This is a genomic window from Sorangium sp. So ce321, assembly GCF_051530195.1.
In the GTDB taxonomy this organism is placed as follows: Bacteria; Myxococcota_A; Polyangia; order Polyangiales; family Polyangiaceae; genus Sorangium.
In genome coordinates this window covers 2,617,623-2,635,450 of record NZ_CP150329.1, presented here as the reverse complement: position 1 = coordinate 2,635,450, position 17,828 = coordinate 2,617,623, and the positions used below count along the sequence as shown (strand labels likewise).

The following is a 17,828-nucleotide window of genomic DNA, read 5'->3' as shown; positions in this document are numbered from 1 at the left end:
GGAGCGCTCTCGGGGTGCAGGCGTCACCGGCGATCGCGCTGCGGGGCGCGGGCGCGCTGCGCGACCGCCGCTGCGGAGACGCTCGATCGCCGCGGACGTCCCCTCTCGGCGAGGCGCCGCGCGCCGCGCTGACTGCCATCACATCACGAGGCCTTCGCGCAGGACCGCTCGATGGGAGCGCCTGGCCCCTCGAGGGCTCATCGGCCACCTCTCGCCTCGCCTGCTCGACTTGCATCCTGCCGATTCGCTCGATCAGCGCATATGCCTCCTGTGGTGAGTCGCGCGAGCGTCTTGCTGCCAGAGCATGATATCGACGGCGCTGCCCTGTCGCGGCGATGCCGTTCGTCAACGTGCCTGGATGTGAAGACACCGCCGCCGCGCCAGCCTCGGGCGACGAGCACGATCCAGTCACGCACGGCGACCCCGGCCCCTGGTGCGGCGGCGGCTGCTCGCGGCGCCCACCGTCGTGACCCGCTGGCCACCCGTGCGCTCGCCGCTGGCCACCCGCACACCCCCCGCTGGCCACCCGCAGCTGACCACCCGCAGCTGACCACCCGCAGCTGACCACCCGCGCGCCCGTCGCTGGCCGCTCGCCGCTCGCCGATGGCCACCCGCGCGCCCGCCGCTGGCCGCCCGCCGCTGGTCACCCGCCGCTGGCCGCCCGCCGCTGGCCACCCGCCGCTGGCCACCCGCCGCTGGCCGCCCGCCGCTGGCCGCCCGCCGCTGGCCACCCGCAGCTGGCCACCCGCAGCTGGCCACCCGCAGCTCGTCGCCCGCCGCTCGTCGCCCGCCGCCCGCCGCTCGCCCGCCGCTCGCCCCCGCGCGCTCGCCGGTCCCCGCGACCCTCATGCCTCGGCCTGCGCATCGGGAAGGACCTTCGAAGGCCCGTGACCGATGGGGCCGCCTACGCGCACCACCACTGCTGCATGGAGCAAGCAGCATGAGGCGCCTCTCATGCCTCGACCTGCGCATCGGGAAGGACCTTCGAAGGCCCGTGACCGAAGGGGCCGCCTACGCGCGCCACCACTGCTGCATGGAGCAAGCAGCATGAGGCGCCTCTCATGCCTCGGCCTGCGCATCGCGAAGGACCTTCGAAGGCCCGTGACCGAAGGGGCCGCCTACGCGCGCCACCACTGCTGCATGGAGCAAGCAGCATGACGCGCGGCACCAAAACTGTTCACGTGTGAACGACTTTTTTTCTGGATCACCGCTGCCGGCCCCGCACTCATAACGCAGCGCTCCGCTGCGGCTCGGCGCGACCGTCCATTTACCACACCATGCCTTGCCCCACGATCGCTGTATCGATGCCAGGCTTCTCCCGAATGAGCTTCTCTCTCGGCCCCGATGCTCACCGCCCGCGCGCGGATGCTCCCGGCGACTCCAGAGCTGACGGCTCGGTCCACTGCCCGCGCGCAACCGCCTTTCCGCAGCGTATTTTCGTCGTCAGGCGAGGCCGCGCTGCGGGACCGCTGCGAGTCACCTGGGCTGATGAGCTCGCCAGCGACTCCGAAGTTCGACGCCGACGTCGCAATGCCAGCGTCCAGTGAGGCTGCGTTGACGCAGCGCGCTCACAGCTTGCTCGGCAAAACCGGCTATGCTAACATGACAAATCGTATCGACAATGAATTAGCGCACGCGTCGAGAGCCCATCGACTCCGCGTGGACTGTTTTGTCTCGATGCCGCAGCCCTGGTGAGGCGCAGGTGTCTTCCCGATAACACCTGGCGACAGTGGCGTTGAACTTCTTGGCGACCCGGGCGCCCCCGATCGCGCCCCGGCGCTTGGCATCATCCGTGAATAGGCTCCGATGCGAAGACGAACCGGTCTTCGACAGAGCGCGAGAGCGCCGGGGCTGACATAGATAAGCATTGAAGTGGCGCATGCGACGCTCCGCGTCGACGCGCCGCACGGGAGGGCTTCTTCAATGAAGCCCGCTCGGCACAACACAGCTGTACGAAGTCGGCGTGAGAGCGCCGGACGACGACCCCAGGTCGGATCGATCGAAACGGACGCGCGCGTCGGACGACCCGAGCCGCCCGAGCACACGATCGATTCCATGGTTGGTTATAGGCTGTCGGCAACCCGGCGTTCTGCGTTCTGGCGAAGCAAACAAACAAAAACGAACCGAACACCCCTGATTCGAGGATAAAACGAACATGAAGTCGCTCAAGTCTCGCGTTCTCTCCGGCGTTGGCGCTGCTCTCGTTGCCCTCAGCCTCTCGGCCCCCGCGCTCGCGTCGTGGGAGGCTCCGGTCAAGGCCGACGCCCCGGACTACACCACCGTCGCGACCGGGCTCGTGGCCGTCGCCGCCCAGCTCACCGACACCCTGGACCTCAACGATGAGGTCATCAACGCCGAGCACATCAAGATCGTGTACCTCCAGGACGTCCTCAACGACGCCGATATCGACATCGTGGACAACACGCTGAACAACCTCGTCCTGAACCTCCAGATCCTCAACCTGCAGAACGTGCTGAAGGACGTGGACGTGGCCAACGGCATCAAGATCGGCGATGTCCTCAGCAACAACGACGTGGACGTGAGCGATGTCGTCGGCGTCAAGGTCTTCGACGTCAACGGCATCAAGAAGCTGCTCGTGTTCGTCAAGTGAGGCGGACCGCGCGACCCGGCGCCGAGCGCTGACACGCGAGACCGAAGCCCGGGAGGCCCGCCGCCTCCCGGGCTTCGCTCGATCCAGACGACCGATCGACCGGTCCTTTGACCGGCCAGCGCGCGCGCCGGCTCTCTCGCGGGCCGAGCGACACAGGCTATCGCCGCATGGCACCCGGGGTGCGCTCGCACGCCTCGCGGTCCATCACCCTCGCTGGGCCGGAGCGTTACGCGCGCACCATGGCGGCTCGGCGCGATCATCCATTCACGACGCTGTTGCCTCCCTCGCATTCGCGGTACCGGCGCCGGGTTCTTCCCGTGCGAGCTTCTCTCCATCACCCTCCGCTCACCTCTCGCGCGCTCCGCAGCCCCCGGCGATCCCGGAGCTGACGGCGCGGTCCGCTCCTCGCGCGCAGCAGCCTTTCCGCAGCGGATCTTCGCTGCCAGGCGAGGCCGCGCAGCGGGGCCGCTCCGCGTCACCAGACGTTGATGAGCTCGCCAGCGACTCGAAAGTTCAACGTCGACGTCGCACTACCACTGTCCAGTAACATTGCGTTGACGCGGCGCGCTCACGGCTTGCTCGGCAGAACCTGCTATAGTATCATGATAAATCACATCGACAATGACTTGGCGCATGCGTAGAGAGCCCATGAACTCCGCGTGGCCTATTGTCTCGATGCCACACCGCTGGTGAGGCAACCATGTCTCCCCGACACTACCGGGCGACAGCGGCGTTGAATTTCTTGTCGATCCGGGCGCCCCAGCCGCGACCAGCCGCGACTCTGCACTTGGCATCATCCGTGAATAAGCCCCAATGCGAAGACGAAACGGTCTTCGACGGAGCGCGAGAGCGCCGGAGCTGACATAAACGAGCATGAGCAGGCGCGCACGACCCTACGCATCGACGCGCACAACATAGCTGTACGAGGCCGGCGCGCGAGCGCCGGACGACGACCCCAGGTCGGATCGCTCGAAACGGACGCGCGCATCGGACGACCCGAGCCGCCCGAGCACACGATCGATTCCATGGTTGGTTATAGGCTGTCAGCAACCCGGCGTTCTGCGTTCTGGCGAAGCAAACAAACAAAAACGAACTGAACACCCCTGATTCGAGGATAAAACGAACATGAAGTCGCTCAAGTCTCGCGTTCTCTCCGGCGTTGGCGCTGCTCTCGTTGCCCTCAGCCTCTCGGCCCCCGCGCTCGCGTCGTGGGAGGCTCCGGTCAAGGCCGACGCCCCGGACTACACCACCGTCGCGACCGGGCTCGTGGCCGTCGCCGCCCAGCTCACGGACACCCTGGACCTCAACGATGAGGTCATCAACGCCGAGCACATCAAGATCGTGTACCTCCAGGACGTCCTCAACGACGCCGATATCGATATCGTGGACAACACGCTGAACAACCTCGTCCTGAACCTCCAGATCCTCAACCTGCAGAACGTGCTGAAGGACGTGGACGTGGCCAACGGCATCAAGATCGGCGACGTCCTCAGCAACAACGACGTGGACGTGAGCGATGTCGTCGGCGTCAAGGTCTTCGACGTCAACGGCATCAAGAAGCTGCTCGTGTTCGTCAAGTGAGGCGGACCGCGCGATCCGGCGCCGACCGCTGACACGCGAGACCGAAGCCCGGGAGGCCCGCCGCCTCCCGGGCTTCGCTCGATCCAGACGACCGATCAACCGGTCCTTCTGACCAGCCAGCTCGCGGGCCGGGAAACATAGGCTATCGCCGCATGGCACCCGGGGTGCGCTCGCACGCCCCGCCGTCCATCACCCTCGCTGGGCCAGAGCGTTACGCGCGCACCATGGCGCTCGGCGCGATCATCCATTCACGACGCTGTTGCCTCCCGCCGCGATCGCGGTACCGGCGCCGGGTTCTTCCCGTGCGAGCTTCTCTCCATCACCCTCCGCTCACCTCTCATATCGACAATGACTTGGCGCACGCGTAGAGAGCCCATGAACTCCGCGTGGCCTATTGTCTCGACGCCACACCCCTGGTGAGGCAACCATGTCTCCCCGACACTACCGGGCGACAGCCGCGTTGAATTTCTTGTCGATCCGTGCGCTTCAGCCGCGACTCTGCACTTGGCATCATCCGTGAATAAGCCCCAATGCGAAGACGAAACGGTCTTCGACGGAGCGCGAGAGCGCCGGAGCTGACATAAACGAGCATTGAACAGGCGCGCGCGACCCTACGCAGCGACGCGCACAACATAGCTATACGAGGCCGGCGCGCGAGCGTCGGACGACGACCCCAGGTCGAGATCGATCGAGACGGACGCGCGCATCGGACGACCCGAGCCGCCCGAGCACACGATCGGTTCAACGGATGTGGTGAGAGGCTGTCAGCAACCCGGCGTTCTGCGTTCTGGCGAAGCAAACAAACAAAAACGAACTGAACACCCCTGATTCGAGGATAAAACGAACATGAAGTCGCTCAAGTCTCGCGTTCTCTCCGGCGTTGGCGCTGCTCTCGTTGCCCTCAGCCTCTCGGCCCCCGCGCTCGCGTCGTGGGAGGCTCCGGTCAAGGCCGACGCCCCGGACTACACCACCGTCGCGACCGGGCTCGTGGCCGTCGCCGCCCAGCTCACGGACACCCTGGACCTCAACGATGAGGTCATCAACGCCGAGCACATCAAGATCGTGTACCTCCAGGACGTCCTCAACGACGCCGATATCGATATCGTGGACGACACGCTGAACAACCTCGTCCTGAACCTCCAGATCCTCAACCTGCAGAACGTGCTGAAGGACGTGGACGTGGCCAACGGCATCAAGATCGGCGACGTCCTCAGCAACAACGACGTGGACGTGAGCGATGTCGTCGGCGTCAAGGTCTTCGACGTCAACGGCATCAAGAAGCTGCTCGTGTTCGTCAAGTGAGGCGCACCGCGCGATCCGGCGCCGACCGCTGACACGCGAGACCGAAGCCCGGGAGGCCCGCCGCCTCCCGGGCTTCGGTCGGTCAAGATGACCGATTACCCGGTCATTTCGACCGGCCAGCGCGCGCGCCGGCCCGCTCGCGGGCCGAGAAACACAGGCCATCGCCGCCTGGCCCCCGGGGTGCTCTCGCACGCCCCGCGGTCCGCTCGCCTCGGCAGCCCCTCGAGGGCGCTGCCCGGCCGAGGGACCCGGGAGGCAACTGCGATGCATCATCGGATGGACGTGCTGGCGCCTGCGTTTCGCGCGGACCCGTATCCCCATTACGCCGAGCTCCGGCGCGAGGCCCCGGTCTGTCAGGTCGAGCCCGGCGGGATGTGGGCCGTGAGCCGGTACGAGGACGTGCTCTTCGTGCTGAAGAGCCCCGAGCTCTTCTCGTCGCACGGCTTCAAGGCGGCGTGGCAGCCGCCCTGGATAGGCTACAACCCGCTCGCGAACTCGATGCTCGCCCTGGACCCGCCCGCGCACACACGCCTGCGCGGGCTCATCCACCGGGCGTTCGGGTCGGGCACCGTGGCCCGGCTCGCGCCGCGCATCCGCGCCGTCGCCGGGGAGCTCGCGAGCGGCCTCGCGGGAGAGGTCGACTTCATCGACGCCCTCGCGATGCCGCTGCCGGCGTTCGTCATCGGCGAGGTGCTCGGGCTCGACCATGGGCTGCGCGCGCACTTCAAGCGATGGGCCGACGACATCCTCTCGGTCACGCCGGGGCCCGCGCCGCCCGCCAACCCCGAACGGATCCGGACGACGATCGCGGAGCTGACAGGGTACCTGAAGGACGTCGTCGCGGCGCGGCGCCGCGCGCCCGCGGACGACACGGTGAGCGACCTCGTCCGCGCCGAGCTCGATGGACAGGCGCTGACGGACACCGAGATCGTCGACTTCCTCGTCCTCCTCCTGCTCGGCGGGCTGGAGACGACGACCCACCTCCTCGGCAATGCGCTCCTCTTCCTGGCCGACCACCCGGACATGATGCGACGCCTGCACGACGCGCCCGACCTCGTGCCGCTCTTCGTCGAGGAGGTGCTCCGGTACGATGGTCCGAGCCAGTCCGTCCCACGGCTGACCACCCGTGAGGTCTCGCTCGCCGGGGCGACGCTGCCCGCCGGGGCCCTGGTGCTCGCGCTCGTGGCCTCCGCCAACCGCGACGAGCGGCAGTACCCCGATCCAGACCGGTTCGACCTGCACCGCGGCTCCCACGGAGGGCTCCAGTTCGGACACGGCATCCACTTCTGCATCGGCGCGGCGCTGGCCCGCATGGAGGCCCGCGCGGCGCTCGAGGCGCTCGTCGCGCGCTTCGCCCGGGTCGAGCGCTGCTCCGGGGAGATCGCCTACAACCGCACGCTCACCGTGCGCGGACCTGTGGCCTTGCCGCTGCGGTTCATCGCCGGCTGACGGCGCCTGGGTCGCGCCGGCCAGGCGCGGACCGGAGCGACGACTGCCGCGCTGAGGCTCCCGGAGCGCCTCACCCGATCTCGACGGCCAGGCCAGCCACGCCAACCACGCCAGCCACGCCAGCCACGCCAGCCACGCCAGCCAGGCCAGCCACGCCAGCCACGCCAGCCAGGTAAAACAGCCCAAAGCCCCCTCCCCGACCGCTCAGCTTGACAGGAGGCGCGCTGGCGCTATTCTCGTCGCACCGGTCAGGAACAGGATCCGTCATTCCACCGACCGACGAGTCATGACGGGCCGCGCAAGCGCCAGGCGACGATAGACCCGAGGATGTCTCCGAGCCCTCGTGGGCCGGGGATGATGAGGTCGCGCCATGCGAAAGGCGGAAATCGACGCCCTGGTGCGCGCGCACCGGGGCCGCGCCCGTCCGGTCGCCTTCTTTCACGTGCTTCGCCAGCCGGCGCTCGAGCCGGACGATCATGCCTTTCTCTCCGAGCACATCGAGGAGCTCGGGACATCGGATCTCCTGCGCTGGAGGGCGCGCTGCGAGAGCGGCTTCAGCGGACCTGTGATCCAGCAGCTCGCCCGGCTCGCGATCAGGGATCCCGCGCACTTCCAGCACGAGGTGCTGAGCGTGCCGCGCCTCGAGCTCGACGAGGAGGAGTGGATCGAGCTCTCGGATCTCGTGCGCGGGAAGGTCCCCGACGCGATCTACGAGCGCGTGCTCGCGCGCTGCCGGCGTGAGCCTGTCCAGTGGGCCTCCGGGTTCATGTTCTCGCCAAAGGTCTATCGGGGGCTGCCGCCGCTGCTCGACGGGAACGAGCTCGACGGCCTCGACGCGGAGCGCCCGGCGCTGCGCGATCTGCCGGTCGCGAAGATCCTCGCGGCGCGGCGCGCAGGGGTGCTGTCGCTCGACGACGACGCGCTGGCCGCGCTGGCGATGGAGCGCGCGCGCGGGTCGGACGAGGACTGGAGCGTCGATATCCCCCACTTCCCCGCGCCGCTGAAGGACGCGATCCTCGAGAAGGCCCGCCGGACGCCGAGGGCGGGAGAGCGGGCCAACCTGCTCGGCTGGCTCGAGGCGCACGGCGTGGCGAGGGCCGCGCTGATGGATATAGCGCTCGGGTCGATCCGCGCGGGGGGTGACGCCTATGCGGTGCTCTCGTGGCTCGCGCGCCAGCTGACGACGCGGGCAGCCTGGGACAAGCACGGCCTGGAGACGTTCTCCACGCTGATGTCGACGCGCGCCTTCTCGGAGATAGGCGAGCTCGTGACGCTCGCGTGGAGCGAGGCCAGCCAGGGCGGCAAGGAGATCTCCCGCGGCTTCCTGGAGGCGATCCAGGTCGCTTTCGCGCTGGTCCTGCTCGGGATGGCGCGGGAGGCGCTCGCGGCGGGCAACCAGTCGGCCGCGCTGGCGGCGCTGTCGGCGCTCGCGTGCCTCGACCCGCCCTCGCGGGTGAGCCGCGCCGTCCACGAGCTCCGGCGCATCCCGGGCGCGAGCGAGGATGTCGCGGAGCTCATCGCGGTGAACGAGCGGCTGGTGAAGCACAGCGACGCGCGCGACGCCTCGCTCGAAGGGTTCGTGGCCGCCCTGCACGCGATCGCCGACGCGTCCTGCTGAGCGCCGGCGGCGCGGCGCCAGGCGCGGCGACCATGGGAGTCGGCGCCGGCCGCGCGTGACGTGGGGCGGGCGCGGCGGCGCGGCGGCGCGGCGGCGCGTCGCGGCCCCGTAGCCCGGGCGCGCCCTGGCGCGCGCCGCGGACAGTGCGGCGATTCGAGAGGGGAGCGGCCGTCGCCCTCCCTTCCAGCGCGGGGTCGGCGATCGCCTGCTCTCCCGGTGCGGGAGGCGGCGGTCGCCTTCCCCTCCAGTGCGGGGAACGTCGGCCGCCTTGCTCTCCGGTGTGGGGGGCGCGGTCGCGCTCTCTTTCCAGTGCGGGGACCGGCTTTGCCTCCCCTCGAACGCGGACTCTAGAGGAGCACGCCGATGGCGTTCATCAACTATGCGAGCCGGGAGATCTACTGCAAGATCGTCTATTACGGGCCCGGGCTGTGCGGAAAGACGACGAACCTCCAGTATGTGTACGACCGGACCGTGCCGAACGCCAAGGGGCGGCTCATCTCGCTCAAGACCGAGAGCGATCGCACGCTGTTCTTCGACTTCCTGCCGCTGGATCTCGGGGGGCTGTCCGGCTTCCAGACGCGCCTGCAGCTCTATACCGTGCCGGGCCAGATCTTCTACAGGGCGAGCCGGAAGCTGATCTTGAAGGGAATCGACGGCGTCGTGTTCGTGGCCGACTCGCAGCGGGCCCGGCTCGACGCGAACCTGGAGTCGATGGACGACCTCTGGGACAACCTCAGAGAAGAGGGCCGCTCGCCCGGCCGGCTGCCGTTCGTCATCCAGTACAACAAGCGGGATCTCGACGGGATCGCCGACGTGGCGGAGCTCCGCGAGCTCCTCAACCCGAGCGGAGCGCCCGAGTTCGAGGCCGCCGCGGCGAGCGGACGCGGGGTGTTCGACACCCTGAGGGCGATCGCGAAGCTCGCCCTCAAGGAGATGGATCGCGGGCGCCGCTGAGGCCTCCCGCGCGCAGCAGGGCTCGTGTACAAGGGAGAGGACACGACGGCCGTGTCCTCGCGCCGCGGCGAGACCGAGCGCCCGCGCCGCCTCATCCAGCCTCACTCTCCCGCCGACTCACCCGCCGTGGAGGCGCGCCATGCCTGACGACCGTCTCACCGCCGCCGAGCTTCGCGAGATCTGGCCTGTCCTGTCGCCCGCGGAGCGCGGCGAGAGCTTCGAGCACGTCGACCGGAGCGAGGTCCACGGCTTCTTCCTGGGCCTGTCCGGGCAGGAGCAGGCGGCGATCCTGCTCGCGATGCGCGGCAGCGAGCGGACGCTCTGGATGCGGCTCCTCGCGCCCGACGACGCGGCCGACGTGATCCAGCTCGTCCCCCCGCAAGACCGCGCCTCGTTCCTCCAGCTGCTCGACGAGCCGACGCGGCGCGAGGTCGCGGCCCTGATGGCGTACGCCGAGGACGCGGCCGGCGGCCTCATGAGCCCGCGGTTCGCGCGCCTGCGGCCCGACATGCAGGTGGGCGAGGCCATCCGGTACCTCCAGCGGCAGGCCCAGGAGAAGGTCGAGACGATCTATTACGCGTACGTGCTCGACCAGGCGCAGCGGCTGCAGGGCGTGGTGTCCTTCCGGGACCTCTTCGTCGCGCCGGGCGACAAGGCCGTGTCCGACGTCATGCGCCGGGACGTCATCTCGGTGCCCGACACGCTGGACCAGGAGGCGGTCGCGCGCGTCATCGCGCAACACGACCTCAACGCGCTCCCGGTCGTCGACGCCGAGGGCAGGATGAAGGGCATCGTGACGGTCGACGACATCGTCGACGTCGTCCAGCAGGCGGCCACCGAGGACATCCAGAAGCTCGGCGGCATGGAGGCGCTCGACACGCCGTACATGCAGACCAGCATGCTGGCCATGGTGAAGAAGCGCGCCGGCTGGCTCTCGGCGCTCTTCCTCGGCGAGATGCTCACCGCGAGCGCCATGGGGCACTACGAGGAGGAGATCGCGAGGGCCGTCGTGCTCGCGCTGTTCGTGCCGCTCATCATCTCGAGCGGCGGCAACTCCGGGTCCCAGGCCACGACGCTGATCATCCGCGCGATGGCGCTCGGCGAGGTCGCGGTCAAGGACTGGTGGCGCATCGTCCGTCGTGAGCTCACCGCCGGTCTATCGCTCGGCGTCATCCTCGCCACGATCGGCCTCGTCCGCATCCTCGTGTGGCAGGCCATCTTCCACACGTACGGGGAGCACTACCGCGAGGTGGCCGCCACGGTGGCCGTGAGCCTGGTCGGCATCGTCACGTGGGGAACGCTCGCCGGCTCGATGCTTCCCTTCGCGATCCGCCGGCTGGGCTTCGACCCGGCCAGCGCCTCTGCGCCGTTCGTCGCGACCCTCGTCGACGTCTCGGGGCTCGTCATTTACTTCAACGTCGCGCAGCTCCTCCTCCGGGGGAGCCTGCTATAACAACCCTCCGCCGCGGCTCCGCCCGAGCGCTGGCTCGAGCACGACGACAGGGCGCGTCCTGCTAGCGTCGCAAGCGTCGCAATCATCGCGACCATGGCGGCCACGGCAGGATAACCGCCGCTCAGCCGCGATTTCTCTTGACGCATTCCCCAGCAGCTGAAAACGTGGCTCGCATCGTCGGCGAGCTGTCACTTCAGCAGAGCGCGGAGATCCGTTGATCGGCCGACCGGGCGCGCTCCTCGGAGCCCCGACGGAGGCGCGCGGCGTCATCCGGCGACACCGACCGTTCCATCAGGAGATTGCCCAGATGAAATCCGAACGCGCACGCCACCATGCAAGCCTCATTATCGCCGTCGCGGCCACCGCCCTCTTCGCGACCGGGTGTTTCGGGCTGAACGCCGCCGCAGGCGCCGCGGACGCCGAGGAGCGGGAAGCGCAGAAGGCGCAGCAGGAGAAGAAAGAAGCTCCCCCGATCCCCGCGCCCGGCAAGGTTCACGACGAGGCGCTCGCGAAGCAGCTCGTGGACAAGATGACGTCCAAGGGGACCATCACGGACGCCAAGGTGATCTTCTCCGATGACGAGTGGCGGATCGAGCGCAACGAGAACAGCGGGGTCGTGACCGGCCGCGTGACGAACGCCACCGTGATCTACAAGAAAAAAGACGGCAAGTGCACGCAGGACCCGTCGTTGCTGCGGCAAGAGTTCGTCGGCAACGAGTTCGTCGGCCCTGGCGTGTGGGCCCTGATGATGACCGACAAGTACGAGATCCCGTGTGAAAAGGGCGGCCTGTAGCGCGGTGCTCGGACGAGCGTGAGGTGAGCCGCCCGGGCGCCGAGGGGCCGTAGATTTCGCGCGATTTCCGCGAGCTTCCTCCTCGCGCCGCGCCTGCCGTGCTCGCCCGCTCTCAGGCCGCCCGGCCCTCGAGCCGCTCGAATGACCGGCACATGGCGCCGAGCGCGCGTCCGCTGTGCCGGCGCATCGCACCGGGATGCGCGAGAATACCTGCGCGCGCGCGGGAAATACAGTACACCCCAGCGATGATGGCAGAGACGTGCGGCATTTGCGGAGGCGACGGTCGCATCGCCAATTCGTTTGGAAACACCACCACGTGCCCGAGCTGCCACGGCTCGGGGCGTCGCTCCGACGAGGGGGGCCTCCGCGACGTCACGAAGACGAAGGCCTCGCACCACCGCCCGACGAACGTGGCGGCCGTCGTCGAGAAGCAGACGTGGCCCTCGACCCTCGAGGGCGGCCAGCTCGCGAACGAGGTCCGGGCCAGCGCGACCGTCTCGAACGAGACGAAGGCGAAGCTGACGCGCGAGATCATCGAGCACGAGGGCAGCCACGGCAAGTGCACGCAGACCTTCCTCAAGAAGATCCGCAAGCAGATCCGCCCGCCGACGCCCTGATCCAGGGCGCGAGCCGCGGGCGCGCATCACGCCGGGCCCGGCGGGCGCCAGCGACGAGCAGGCGCGCCCGGGCGGCCGCCGGAGGGGCCGGGACCACTGCACATTTGTCCACAGTCGGTGGCCTTCCTGTGGACAACGTGACCGCGGGCGCTGCCCGCTCCCTCCTGGCGCGGCCCAGACGGGCGCCGCCGGAGCGGGAGGGCGGCGCCTCGCCGGCGGATCACGGGTGCGCGGCACGCGCGAAGCGGCGTGTCCGGCGAGACCGCTGATCGAGCCCTGTTCAATCCTACAGCAGCAGCGCTGCGCCGATCACGCCGCCGTCCGTGCATGAGCCCGACAGGGGCCGATCTGCACGTGCTGCGGCGTGCAGCGCCCGGCGATCCTCCAGCGCCACCAGGCGGTCCTCATGACCGCGCGACCCTGGTGAGGCTGCTGGCGATCAGCGCAGATCTGGTTGCGCTGCAAGATCACAATCAGCGGCGAAACGCGCGACTCTCACGCTTTTGGTGATTGGGTTCGGGTCCCCCGAGCAACCAGGAACAGCAGAGTATGCCCCTCGATCTCCGGAGCGCCGCTGGCAGGTAAACCGCCGGCCGGAGGCGGCCGGAGGACGAGGTTTGCCGCGGCTCACCCCGGTGCGCCGCGTCTTTCAAGAGAGGATCTTTCCATGCGAACTTGCTTATCGGCAGCAACGGCCGCTGCCCTCGTGCTCCTCGGAGCGTGCGTGATGGACGGCACCCAGGAGCCTCAAGGAGAGCTCGAGTACCAGGAGGCGTGGGATCAGCCGCTGACGGGCGACGGGCTGACCGCCACGCTGACGGTTGCATCGGACTGGGGGAATGGATACTGCGCCGACGTCGGCATCAAGAACACAGGAACGACGGCGACCACGACCTGGCGGGTCGCCACCAACATGAACGGCTCCACGCTGACGAACGCGTGGAGCGCAACGACGAGCGTGAGCGGAGCGCAGCTGATCGCGACGCCCGCAGCCCACAACGCGGCCCTGGCCCCCGGGGCATCGACGAGCTTCGGGTTCTGCGCGTCAGCGAGCGGTCCTGCGCAGCGGCCATCGCTCGCCAGCGTGACGGCGGGCGGCTCGGGCACTAGCAGCGCCAGCAGCAGCAGCGCCAGCAGCAGCAGCGCCAGCAGCAGCAGCGCCAGCAGCAGCAGCGCCAGCAGCTCTAGCGGCAGCGGCAGCGGCGGCGCCGGCGGCAGCGGCGGCAGCGGCGGCACCGGCGGCACCGGCGGCGCTGGCGGCACCGGCGGCGCTGGCGGCAGCGGCGGCGGCATTGCCGCCCCGAGCGGCCACTACCAGATGGAAGACCTCGATCGCGGCGTCGTCGCCGTCAAGGTGTCGGGCGGCGTCTACGTCGGCTGGAGGATGTTCGGCTACGAATACGACGCGGCGAACCCGAGCGCGATCTCGTACGACGTGTACCGGAACGGCACGCGCGTCGCGAACGTCACGAACAGCACCAATTACCTCGACGCCGCCGGCACCACCTCGTCGACGTACGCTATCAAGGCCGTCGTCGGCGGCGCCGCGCAGGCAGCCTCGCCCGCCGTCGCCACCTGGGGCCAGAACTACCTGCGCATCCCCATCTCGGCGCCCGCGGGCGGGACCACGCCGTCGAAGTGCGATAACGCGGGCGAGAGCTACTCGTACGTTGCCAACGACGCGAGCACCGGAGACCTGGACGGCGACGGACAGTACGAGATCATCCTCAAGTGGGACCCCTCGAACGCGAAGGACAACTCCCAGGCCGGCTGCACCGGGCCCGTCTACCTCGACGCGTACAAGCTCGACGGGCGCCGGCTCTGGCGCGTCGACCTCGGGAGGAACATCCGCGCGGGCGCGCACTACACGCAGTTCGTCGTGTACGACTTCGACGGCGACGGGAGCGCCGAGGTCGCGGTGAAGACCGCGCCTGGCACGAAGGACGGGACCGGCACGGCCCTGCGCCGGGGCCCCGCCGCCTCCGACGACGACGCGGCGGACTACCGGAACGCCGCGGGCTACGTGCTCACCGGCCCGGAGTACCTGACGGTGTTCGCCGGGAGCAACGGCGCCGAGCTCGCGACCGTCGCCTTCGACGTGCCCCGAGGCACCGTCTCGTCCTGGGGTGATTCGTACGGCAACCGCGTCGACAGGTTCCTCGCCAGCGCCGGGTTCGTGAGCGACCTCGGGACAGGCCAGGACGCGAGCGGCAGGCCGGCGATCCTGATGGCCCGCGGCTATTACACGCGCGCCACCGTCACCGCCTGGCGCTTCCGCGACGGCGCCCTCTCCCAGATCTGGAAGGCCGACAGCAACGCGAACACCGCCTACACGGGCCAGGGCGCTCACTCCATGGCCGTGGCCGACGTCGACAACGACGGCGCCCAGGAGGTGATCTACGGGGCCTCCACGATCGACAGCAACGGCACCCGGAAGTGCTCGACCGGCTTCGGGCACGGCGACGCGCTGCACGTCAGCGACTTCGTGCTCTCGCGCCCGGGGCTCGAGGTGTTCATGCCCCACGAGGACGGCAGCCAGCCGACCTTCGACATCCACGACGCGAACTCCTGCGCCGTGCTCCACAAGGGCCCCGTCACGGGGGCCGACACAGGGCGCGGCGTGGCGGCCGACGTCTCCGCGAGCAACGCCGGCGCGGAGATGTGGACCAACTCCACGGGAGGGCTGCTGTCCGCCTCCAGCGGGTCGAACGTCGGGAGCCAGCCCGCGTCGGCCAACTTCCTGATCTGGTGGGACGCGGACGAGCTGCGCGAGCTGCAGAACAACACGTCGATCACCAAGTACGGCGGGGGCTCGCTGCTCAGCTGCAGCCAGTGCTCCTCGAACAACGGCACGAAGTCCACGCCGACGCTCACCGCCGACCTGCTCGGCGACTGGCGGGAGGAGATCGTGTGGCGCGAGACCGACAACTCGGCGCTGCGGATCTACACGACGACCAACGTGACGACGCGGCGGATCTACACGCTGATGCACGACCCCCAGTACCGCATGCAGATCACCTCGGAGCAGACCGCCTACAACCAGCCGCCCCACCCGAGCTTCCACATCGGCGGCGGGATGGCGGCGCCCCCGAGGCCGGACATCCACGTCAGGTAACGTCGACAGCGCGAGGCGGGCAGTCCGCGCCGCGGCCTCTCGCGCCGCGGCCTCTCGTGCCGCGGCCTCTCGCGGCGCAGACTACTCGCCAGCGCACCGGCGCACGCGGCCAGTCGCCGGGCGCTCAGCTTAAGGCGCGCTCCACCATCCAGTAGAGCCCAAGGGCGACGACCACCAGGGACAGGCCTCTTTCGCCGTGACGCGCGAACGCAGGCACGGCCCGCAACCGCCACAGGATCGGCAAGAACAGGAGGGTGATCCCCAGCTGTCCGAGCTCGACGCCGAGGTTGAACGAGAGGAGCGGGACCACGATCGAGCCTCCGTCCTCGCCGAGCCCCATCTCCCTGAGCACGCCCGCGAAGCCCAGGCCGTGAACGAGCCCGAAGGCGAACGTGAGCGCCCAGCGTCCCTTGGGCTCCTCGCCCCGGAGCAGGTTCTCGGCGCCGACGAACACGATCGTCGCGGCGATGAGCGGCTCGACGATGCGGCTCGAGAGCGTGACCACCTGGAAAACAGCGAGCACCAGCGTGAGCGAGTGCGCGAGCGTGAAGCATGTCACGATGCCGAGCGCCGACCGGACGCCGCGACACACGGCCAGGAGCGCGGCGAGGAACAGCAGATGATCATACCCCGTGAGGATGTGCTCCACACCGAGGCGCAGGTACTGGCCGAACGAGGGCACCTCGGGAGGCTTCGCCGGCCCCGGGGCCCCCGTGCCCGCTCCCGGCGCCTCGATGTCGATCTCGATCGTCGAGTCCTCGGCGCGCAGGAGCCGATGCCCAAGGAGCGCGCCCTCGCGCCTCACCGCGATCTCCGCGCCATAGGTGGGATCGGGCAGGCGCTTCAGGAGCACGGCGTCGAACCGGAGCGGGCCTGTCGGCGGTGGCGGATAGACGAGCGTCACCTCGACATCGTTCTCCTCCGTCAACGCGGCGCTCGACGCGCGGGGCCGCAGCGCCTCGCCGCCGGCGGTGACCTCGTGGAGGCGCGGCCCGCAGGCCTCCATGCGCGATCGCAGGGCCTCTGACGCGTCGGCCCCCTCCCTCGGGCGCTCGCCGGCCGCGGCCGGGCACGACGTCGCGGCCGTCCCGCGCCCCATCGTGGTCTGCACCTCGATCCGATCGGCGTGCAAGCTCGCCTCGACGGTGATCTCGAAGGGATCGTGCGCGGACGCGCTGCCCGGAGAGAGCAGCGCGAGCAGCGCGATCGGGAGAGCGGGCAGGAAGCAGCGCAAGAGACCTCCAGGAGACGGTGTTGGAACATGCGAGATCGAGGTGCGCGCGCCTCGCTCGCAGGGCTCAGCGGAGGGTAAAGAGGCCGACGCGCTGCCTCATTTCCGGTACTGCGCGAGCAGCAGGTCGGTGTCGGCGGTGCCGTCGGCCACGAAGCCCGCCATGATGCGGGCGCCGGTCTCCTGGAAATGGGTGCCGTCGACCGAGCCGTCCGCTCGGATGAGGAAGAAGTCCTCGCCCGCCGCCACGCACCCGATCGACCTCAGATAGACGAGCGTCTTCTCGTTGAGGTCGATGACGGGCACGTCCAGGTCGCCGCCGAGCTCCCGCATCGCCTGCGCATACGCGGCCAGGCCGTTGCCGAAATCATGGCTGTCCCCGGAGCAGGAGCGCCGCGGCGGCGGGGTGACCAGCACCGGTATCGCGTCGTGCTCCTGCGCGCCCGTGATGTACCGGGTGAGGTACGATTTGAAGTCCGTCGCGGGGTCCAGGTAATAGGGAATGGTGACGCCGTCGCGCTCGTACGTCGCGTTCCTGTTGCTGTCGTTGGTGCCGAACTGCACCAGCAGGTAATCTCCGCTCTGGATGTCGTCCAGGATGTCGGTCAGACGCCCCTCCTCGATGAACCGGCGCGCGGTACGGCCGCCGATGGCCCGGTTCTCGATGTGCACCCGCTCGTCGAAGAACTCTCCGAGCATCTGACCCCAGCCCGCCTGGTGAATCGGGCTGTTCACGTAGGTCTGTACGGTCGAGTCGCCGGCGACGTAGACCGAGACGTCCGGCAGCTCGGCGCTCCCGCCGCTGCCCTCCGCTCCACCGGCGGTGCTCGTCGTCCCCCCGGCCGCGCCACCGCCGCCGCCCCCTGCGCCTGCGCCGCCAGCGCCCGTGCCGCCGGCGCCACCCCCGGAGCCGCTGCTCGCGCTCCCCACACCGTTGCTGCTGCTGCTACTGCTGCTGCTGCTGTCGCTGGCGCTGCTGCTGCTGCTGCTGCTCTGCGCGGCGGGCTCGTCGTTGGCGTCTCCCGGGTCGCACCCCCCCGCGGCGAGGCCGAACACGAGGGAAGGCAACAGGACGGTCAAGCAGATGGGTCGAATGATCATGGC

General features: G+C 69.4%; 12 protein-coding genes and 1 pseudogene. 11 read left to right on the top strand and 2 right to left on the bottom strand.

Annotated features, from left to right (window positions below; translation table 11 throughout):
- Positions 1 to 2,155: 2,155 nt before the first annotated feature.
- The 11 genes and pseudogenes from WME89_RS10270 to WME89_RS10220 all read left to right on the top strand — a co-directional run bounded on the left by WME89_RS10270 (position 2,156) and on the right by WME89_RS10220 (position 15,493).
- The gene (locus tag WME89_RS10270; RefSeq protein ID WP_437652375.1) at positions 2,156 to 2,611 is read left to right on the top strand and encodes a hypothetical protein; all 456 of its coding nucleotides are present in this window, start codon (positions 2,156 to 2,158) and stop codon (positions 2,609 to 2,611) included.
- A gap of 1,125 nt (positions 2,612 to 3,736) precedes the next feature.
- Complete coding sequence (locus WME89_RS10265) at positions 3,737 to 4,192, top strand: hypothetical protein (RefSeq protein WP_437652375.1); 456 nt, start codon at positions 3,737 to 3,739, stop codon at positions 4,190 to 4,192.
- 846 nt (positions 4,193 to 5,038) lie between these two features.
- Complete coding sequence (locus WME89_RS10260; protein ID WP_438009038.1) at positions 5,039 to 5,494, top strand: hypothetical protein; 456 nt, start codon at positions 5,039 to 5,041, stop codon at positions 5,492 to 5,494.
- 264 nt (positions 5,495 to 5,758) lie between these two features.
- Positions 5,759 to 6,943: a cytochrome P450 gene (locus WME89_RS10255; RefSeq protein ID WP_438009037.1), complete on the top strand. Its 1,185-nt coding sequence runs from the start codon at positions 5,759 to 5,761 to the stop codon at positions 6,941 to 6,943.
- Positions 6,944 to 7,313: 370 nt separating this feature from the next.
- Complete coding sequence (locus WME89_RS10250) at positions 7,314 to 8,561, top strand: hypothetical protein (RefSeq protein WP_438009036.1); 1,248 nt, start codon at positions 7,314 to 7,316, stop codon at positions 8,559 to 8,561.
- A gap of 363 nt (positions 8,562 to 8,924) precedes the next feature.
- Entirely contained in the window at positions 8,925 to 9,515 is a 591-nt protein-coding gene (locus WME89_RS10245; RefSeq protein WP_437511272.1) for a GTP-binding protein, read from the top strand.
- 139 nt (positions 9,516 to 9,654) lie between these two features.
- Complete coding sequence (gene mgtE / locus WME89_RS10240; protein WP_438009035.1) at positions 9,655 to 10,968, top strand: magnesium transporter; 1,314 nt, start codon at positions 9,655 to 9,657, stop codon at positions 10,966 to 10,968.
- A gap of 307 nt (positions 10,969 to 11,275) precedes the next feature.
- Complete coding sequence (locus tag WME89_RS10235; RefSeq protein ID WP_438009034.1) at positions 11,276 to 11,761, top strand: hypothetical protein; 486 nt, start codon at positions 11,276 to 11,278, stop codon at positions 11,759 to 11,761.
- Between the two features lie 245 nt (positions 11,762 to 12,006).
- Positions 12,007 to 12,378, top strand: coding sequence for a molecular chaperone DnaJ (locus tag WME89_RS10230; protein WP_438009033.1), 372 nt, complete (start codon positions 12,007 to 12,009; stop codon positions 12,376 to 12,378).
- Between the two features lie 667 nt (positions 12,379 to 13,045).
- Positions 13,046 to 13,408: pseudogene (locus WME89_RS10225) on the top strand (cellulose binding domain-containing protein); the annotation flags it as partial.
- Positions 13,409 to 13,696: 288 nt separating this feature from the next.
- Complete coding sequence (locus WME89_RS10220) at positions 13,697 to 15,493, top strand: rhamnogalacturonan lyase (RefSeq protein ID WP_438011918.1); 1,797 nt, start codon at positions 13,697 to 13,699, stop codon at positions 15,491 to 15,493.
- A gap of 124 nt (positions 15,494 to 15,617) precedes the next feature.
- Here the strand turns inward: WME89_RS10220 and WME89_RS10215 are convergent, their stop codons facing one another.
- A complete protein-coding gene (locus WME89_RS10215) occupies positions 15,618 to 16,727 on the bottom strand; it encodes a HupE/UreJ family protein (RefSeq protein ID WP_438009032.1) in 1,110 nt (369 codons plus the stop codon).
- 96 nt (positions 16,728 to 16,823) lie between these two features.
- A complete protein-coding gene (locus tag WME89_RS10210) occupies positions 16,824 to 17,825 on the bottom strand; it encodes a rhamnogalacturonan acetylesterase (protein ID WP_438009031.1) in 1,002 nt (333 codons plus the stop codon).
- Positions 17,826 to 17,828: the final 3 nt, after the last annotated feature.

Excerpts from the sequence above, each read along its gene's own strand:
- WME89_RS10270 (WP_437652375.1), top strand. The coding sequence starts at position 2,156 with ATGAAGTCGCTCAAGTCTCGCGTTCTCTCCGGCGTTGGCGCTGCTCTC.
- WME89_RS10265 (WP_437652375.1), top strand. The coding sequence starts at position 3,737 with ATGAAGTCGCTCAAGTCTCGCGTTCTCTCCGGCGTTGGCGCTGCTCTC.
- WME89_RS10260 (WP_438009038.1), top strand. The coding sequence starts at position 5,039 with ATGAAGTCGCTCAAGTCTCGCGTTCTCTCCGGCGTTGGCGCTGCTCTC.
- WME89_RS10255 (WP_438009037.1), top strand. The coding sequence starts at position 5,759 with ATGCATCATCGGATGGACGTGCTGGCGCCTGCGTTTCGCGCGGACCCG.
- WME89_RS10250 (WP_438009036.1), top strand. The coding sequence starts at position 7,314 with ATGCGAAAGGCGGAAATCGACGCCCTGGTGCGCGCGCACCGGGGCCGC.
- WME89_RS10245 (WP_437511272.1), top strand. The coding sequence starts at position 8,925 with ATGGCGTTCATCAACTATGCGAGCCGGGAGATCTACTGCAAGATCGTC.
- mgtE (WP_438009035.1), top strand. The coding sequence starts at position 9,655 with ATGCCTGACGACCGTCTCACCGCCGCCGAGCTTCGCGAGATCTGGCCT.
- WME89_RS10235 (WP_438009034.1), top strand. The coding sequence starts at position 11,276 with ATGAAATCCGAACGCGCACGCCACCATGCAAGCCTCATTATCGCCGTC.
- WME89_RS10230 (WP_438009033.1), top strand. The coding sequence starts at position 12,007 with ATGATGGCAGAGACGTGCGGCATTTGCGGAGGCGACGGTCGCATCGCC.
- WME89_RS10220 (WP_438011918.1), top strand. The coding sequence starts at position 13,697 with ATGGAAGACCTCGATCGCGGCGTCGTCGCCGTCAAGGTGTCGGGCGGC.
- WME89_RS10210 (WP_438009031.1), bottom strand. The coding sequence starts at position 17,825 with ATGATCATTCGACCCATCTGCTTGACCGTCCTGTTGCCTTCCCTCGTG.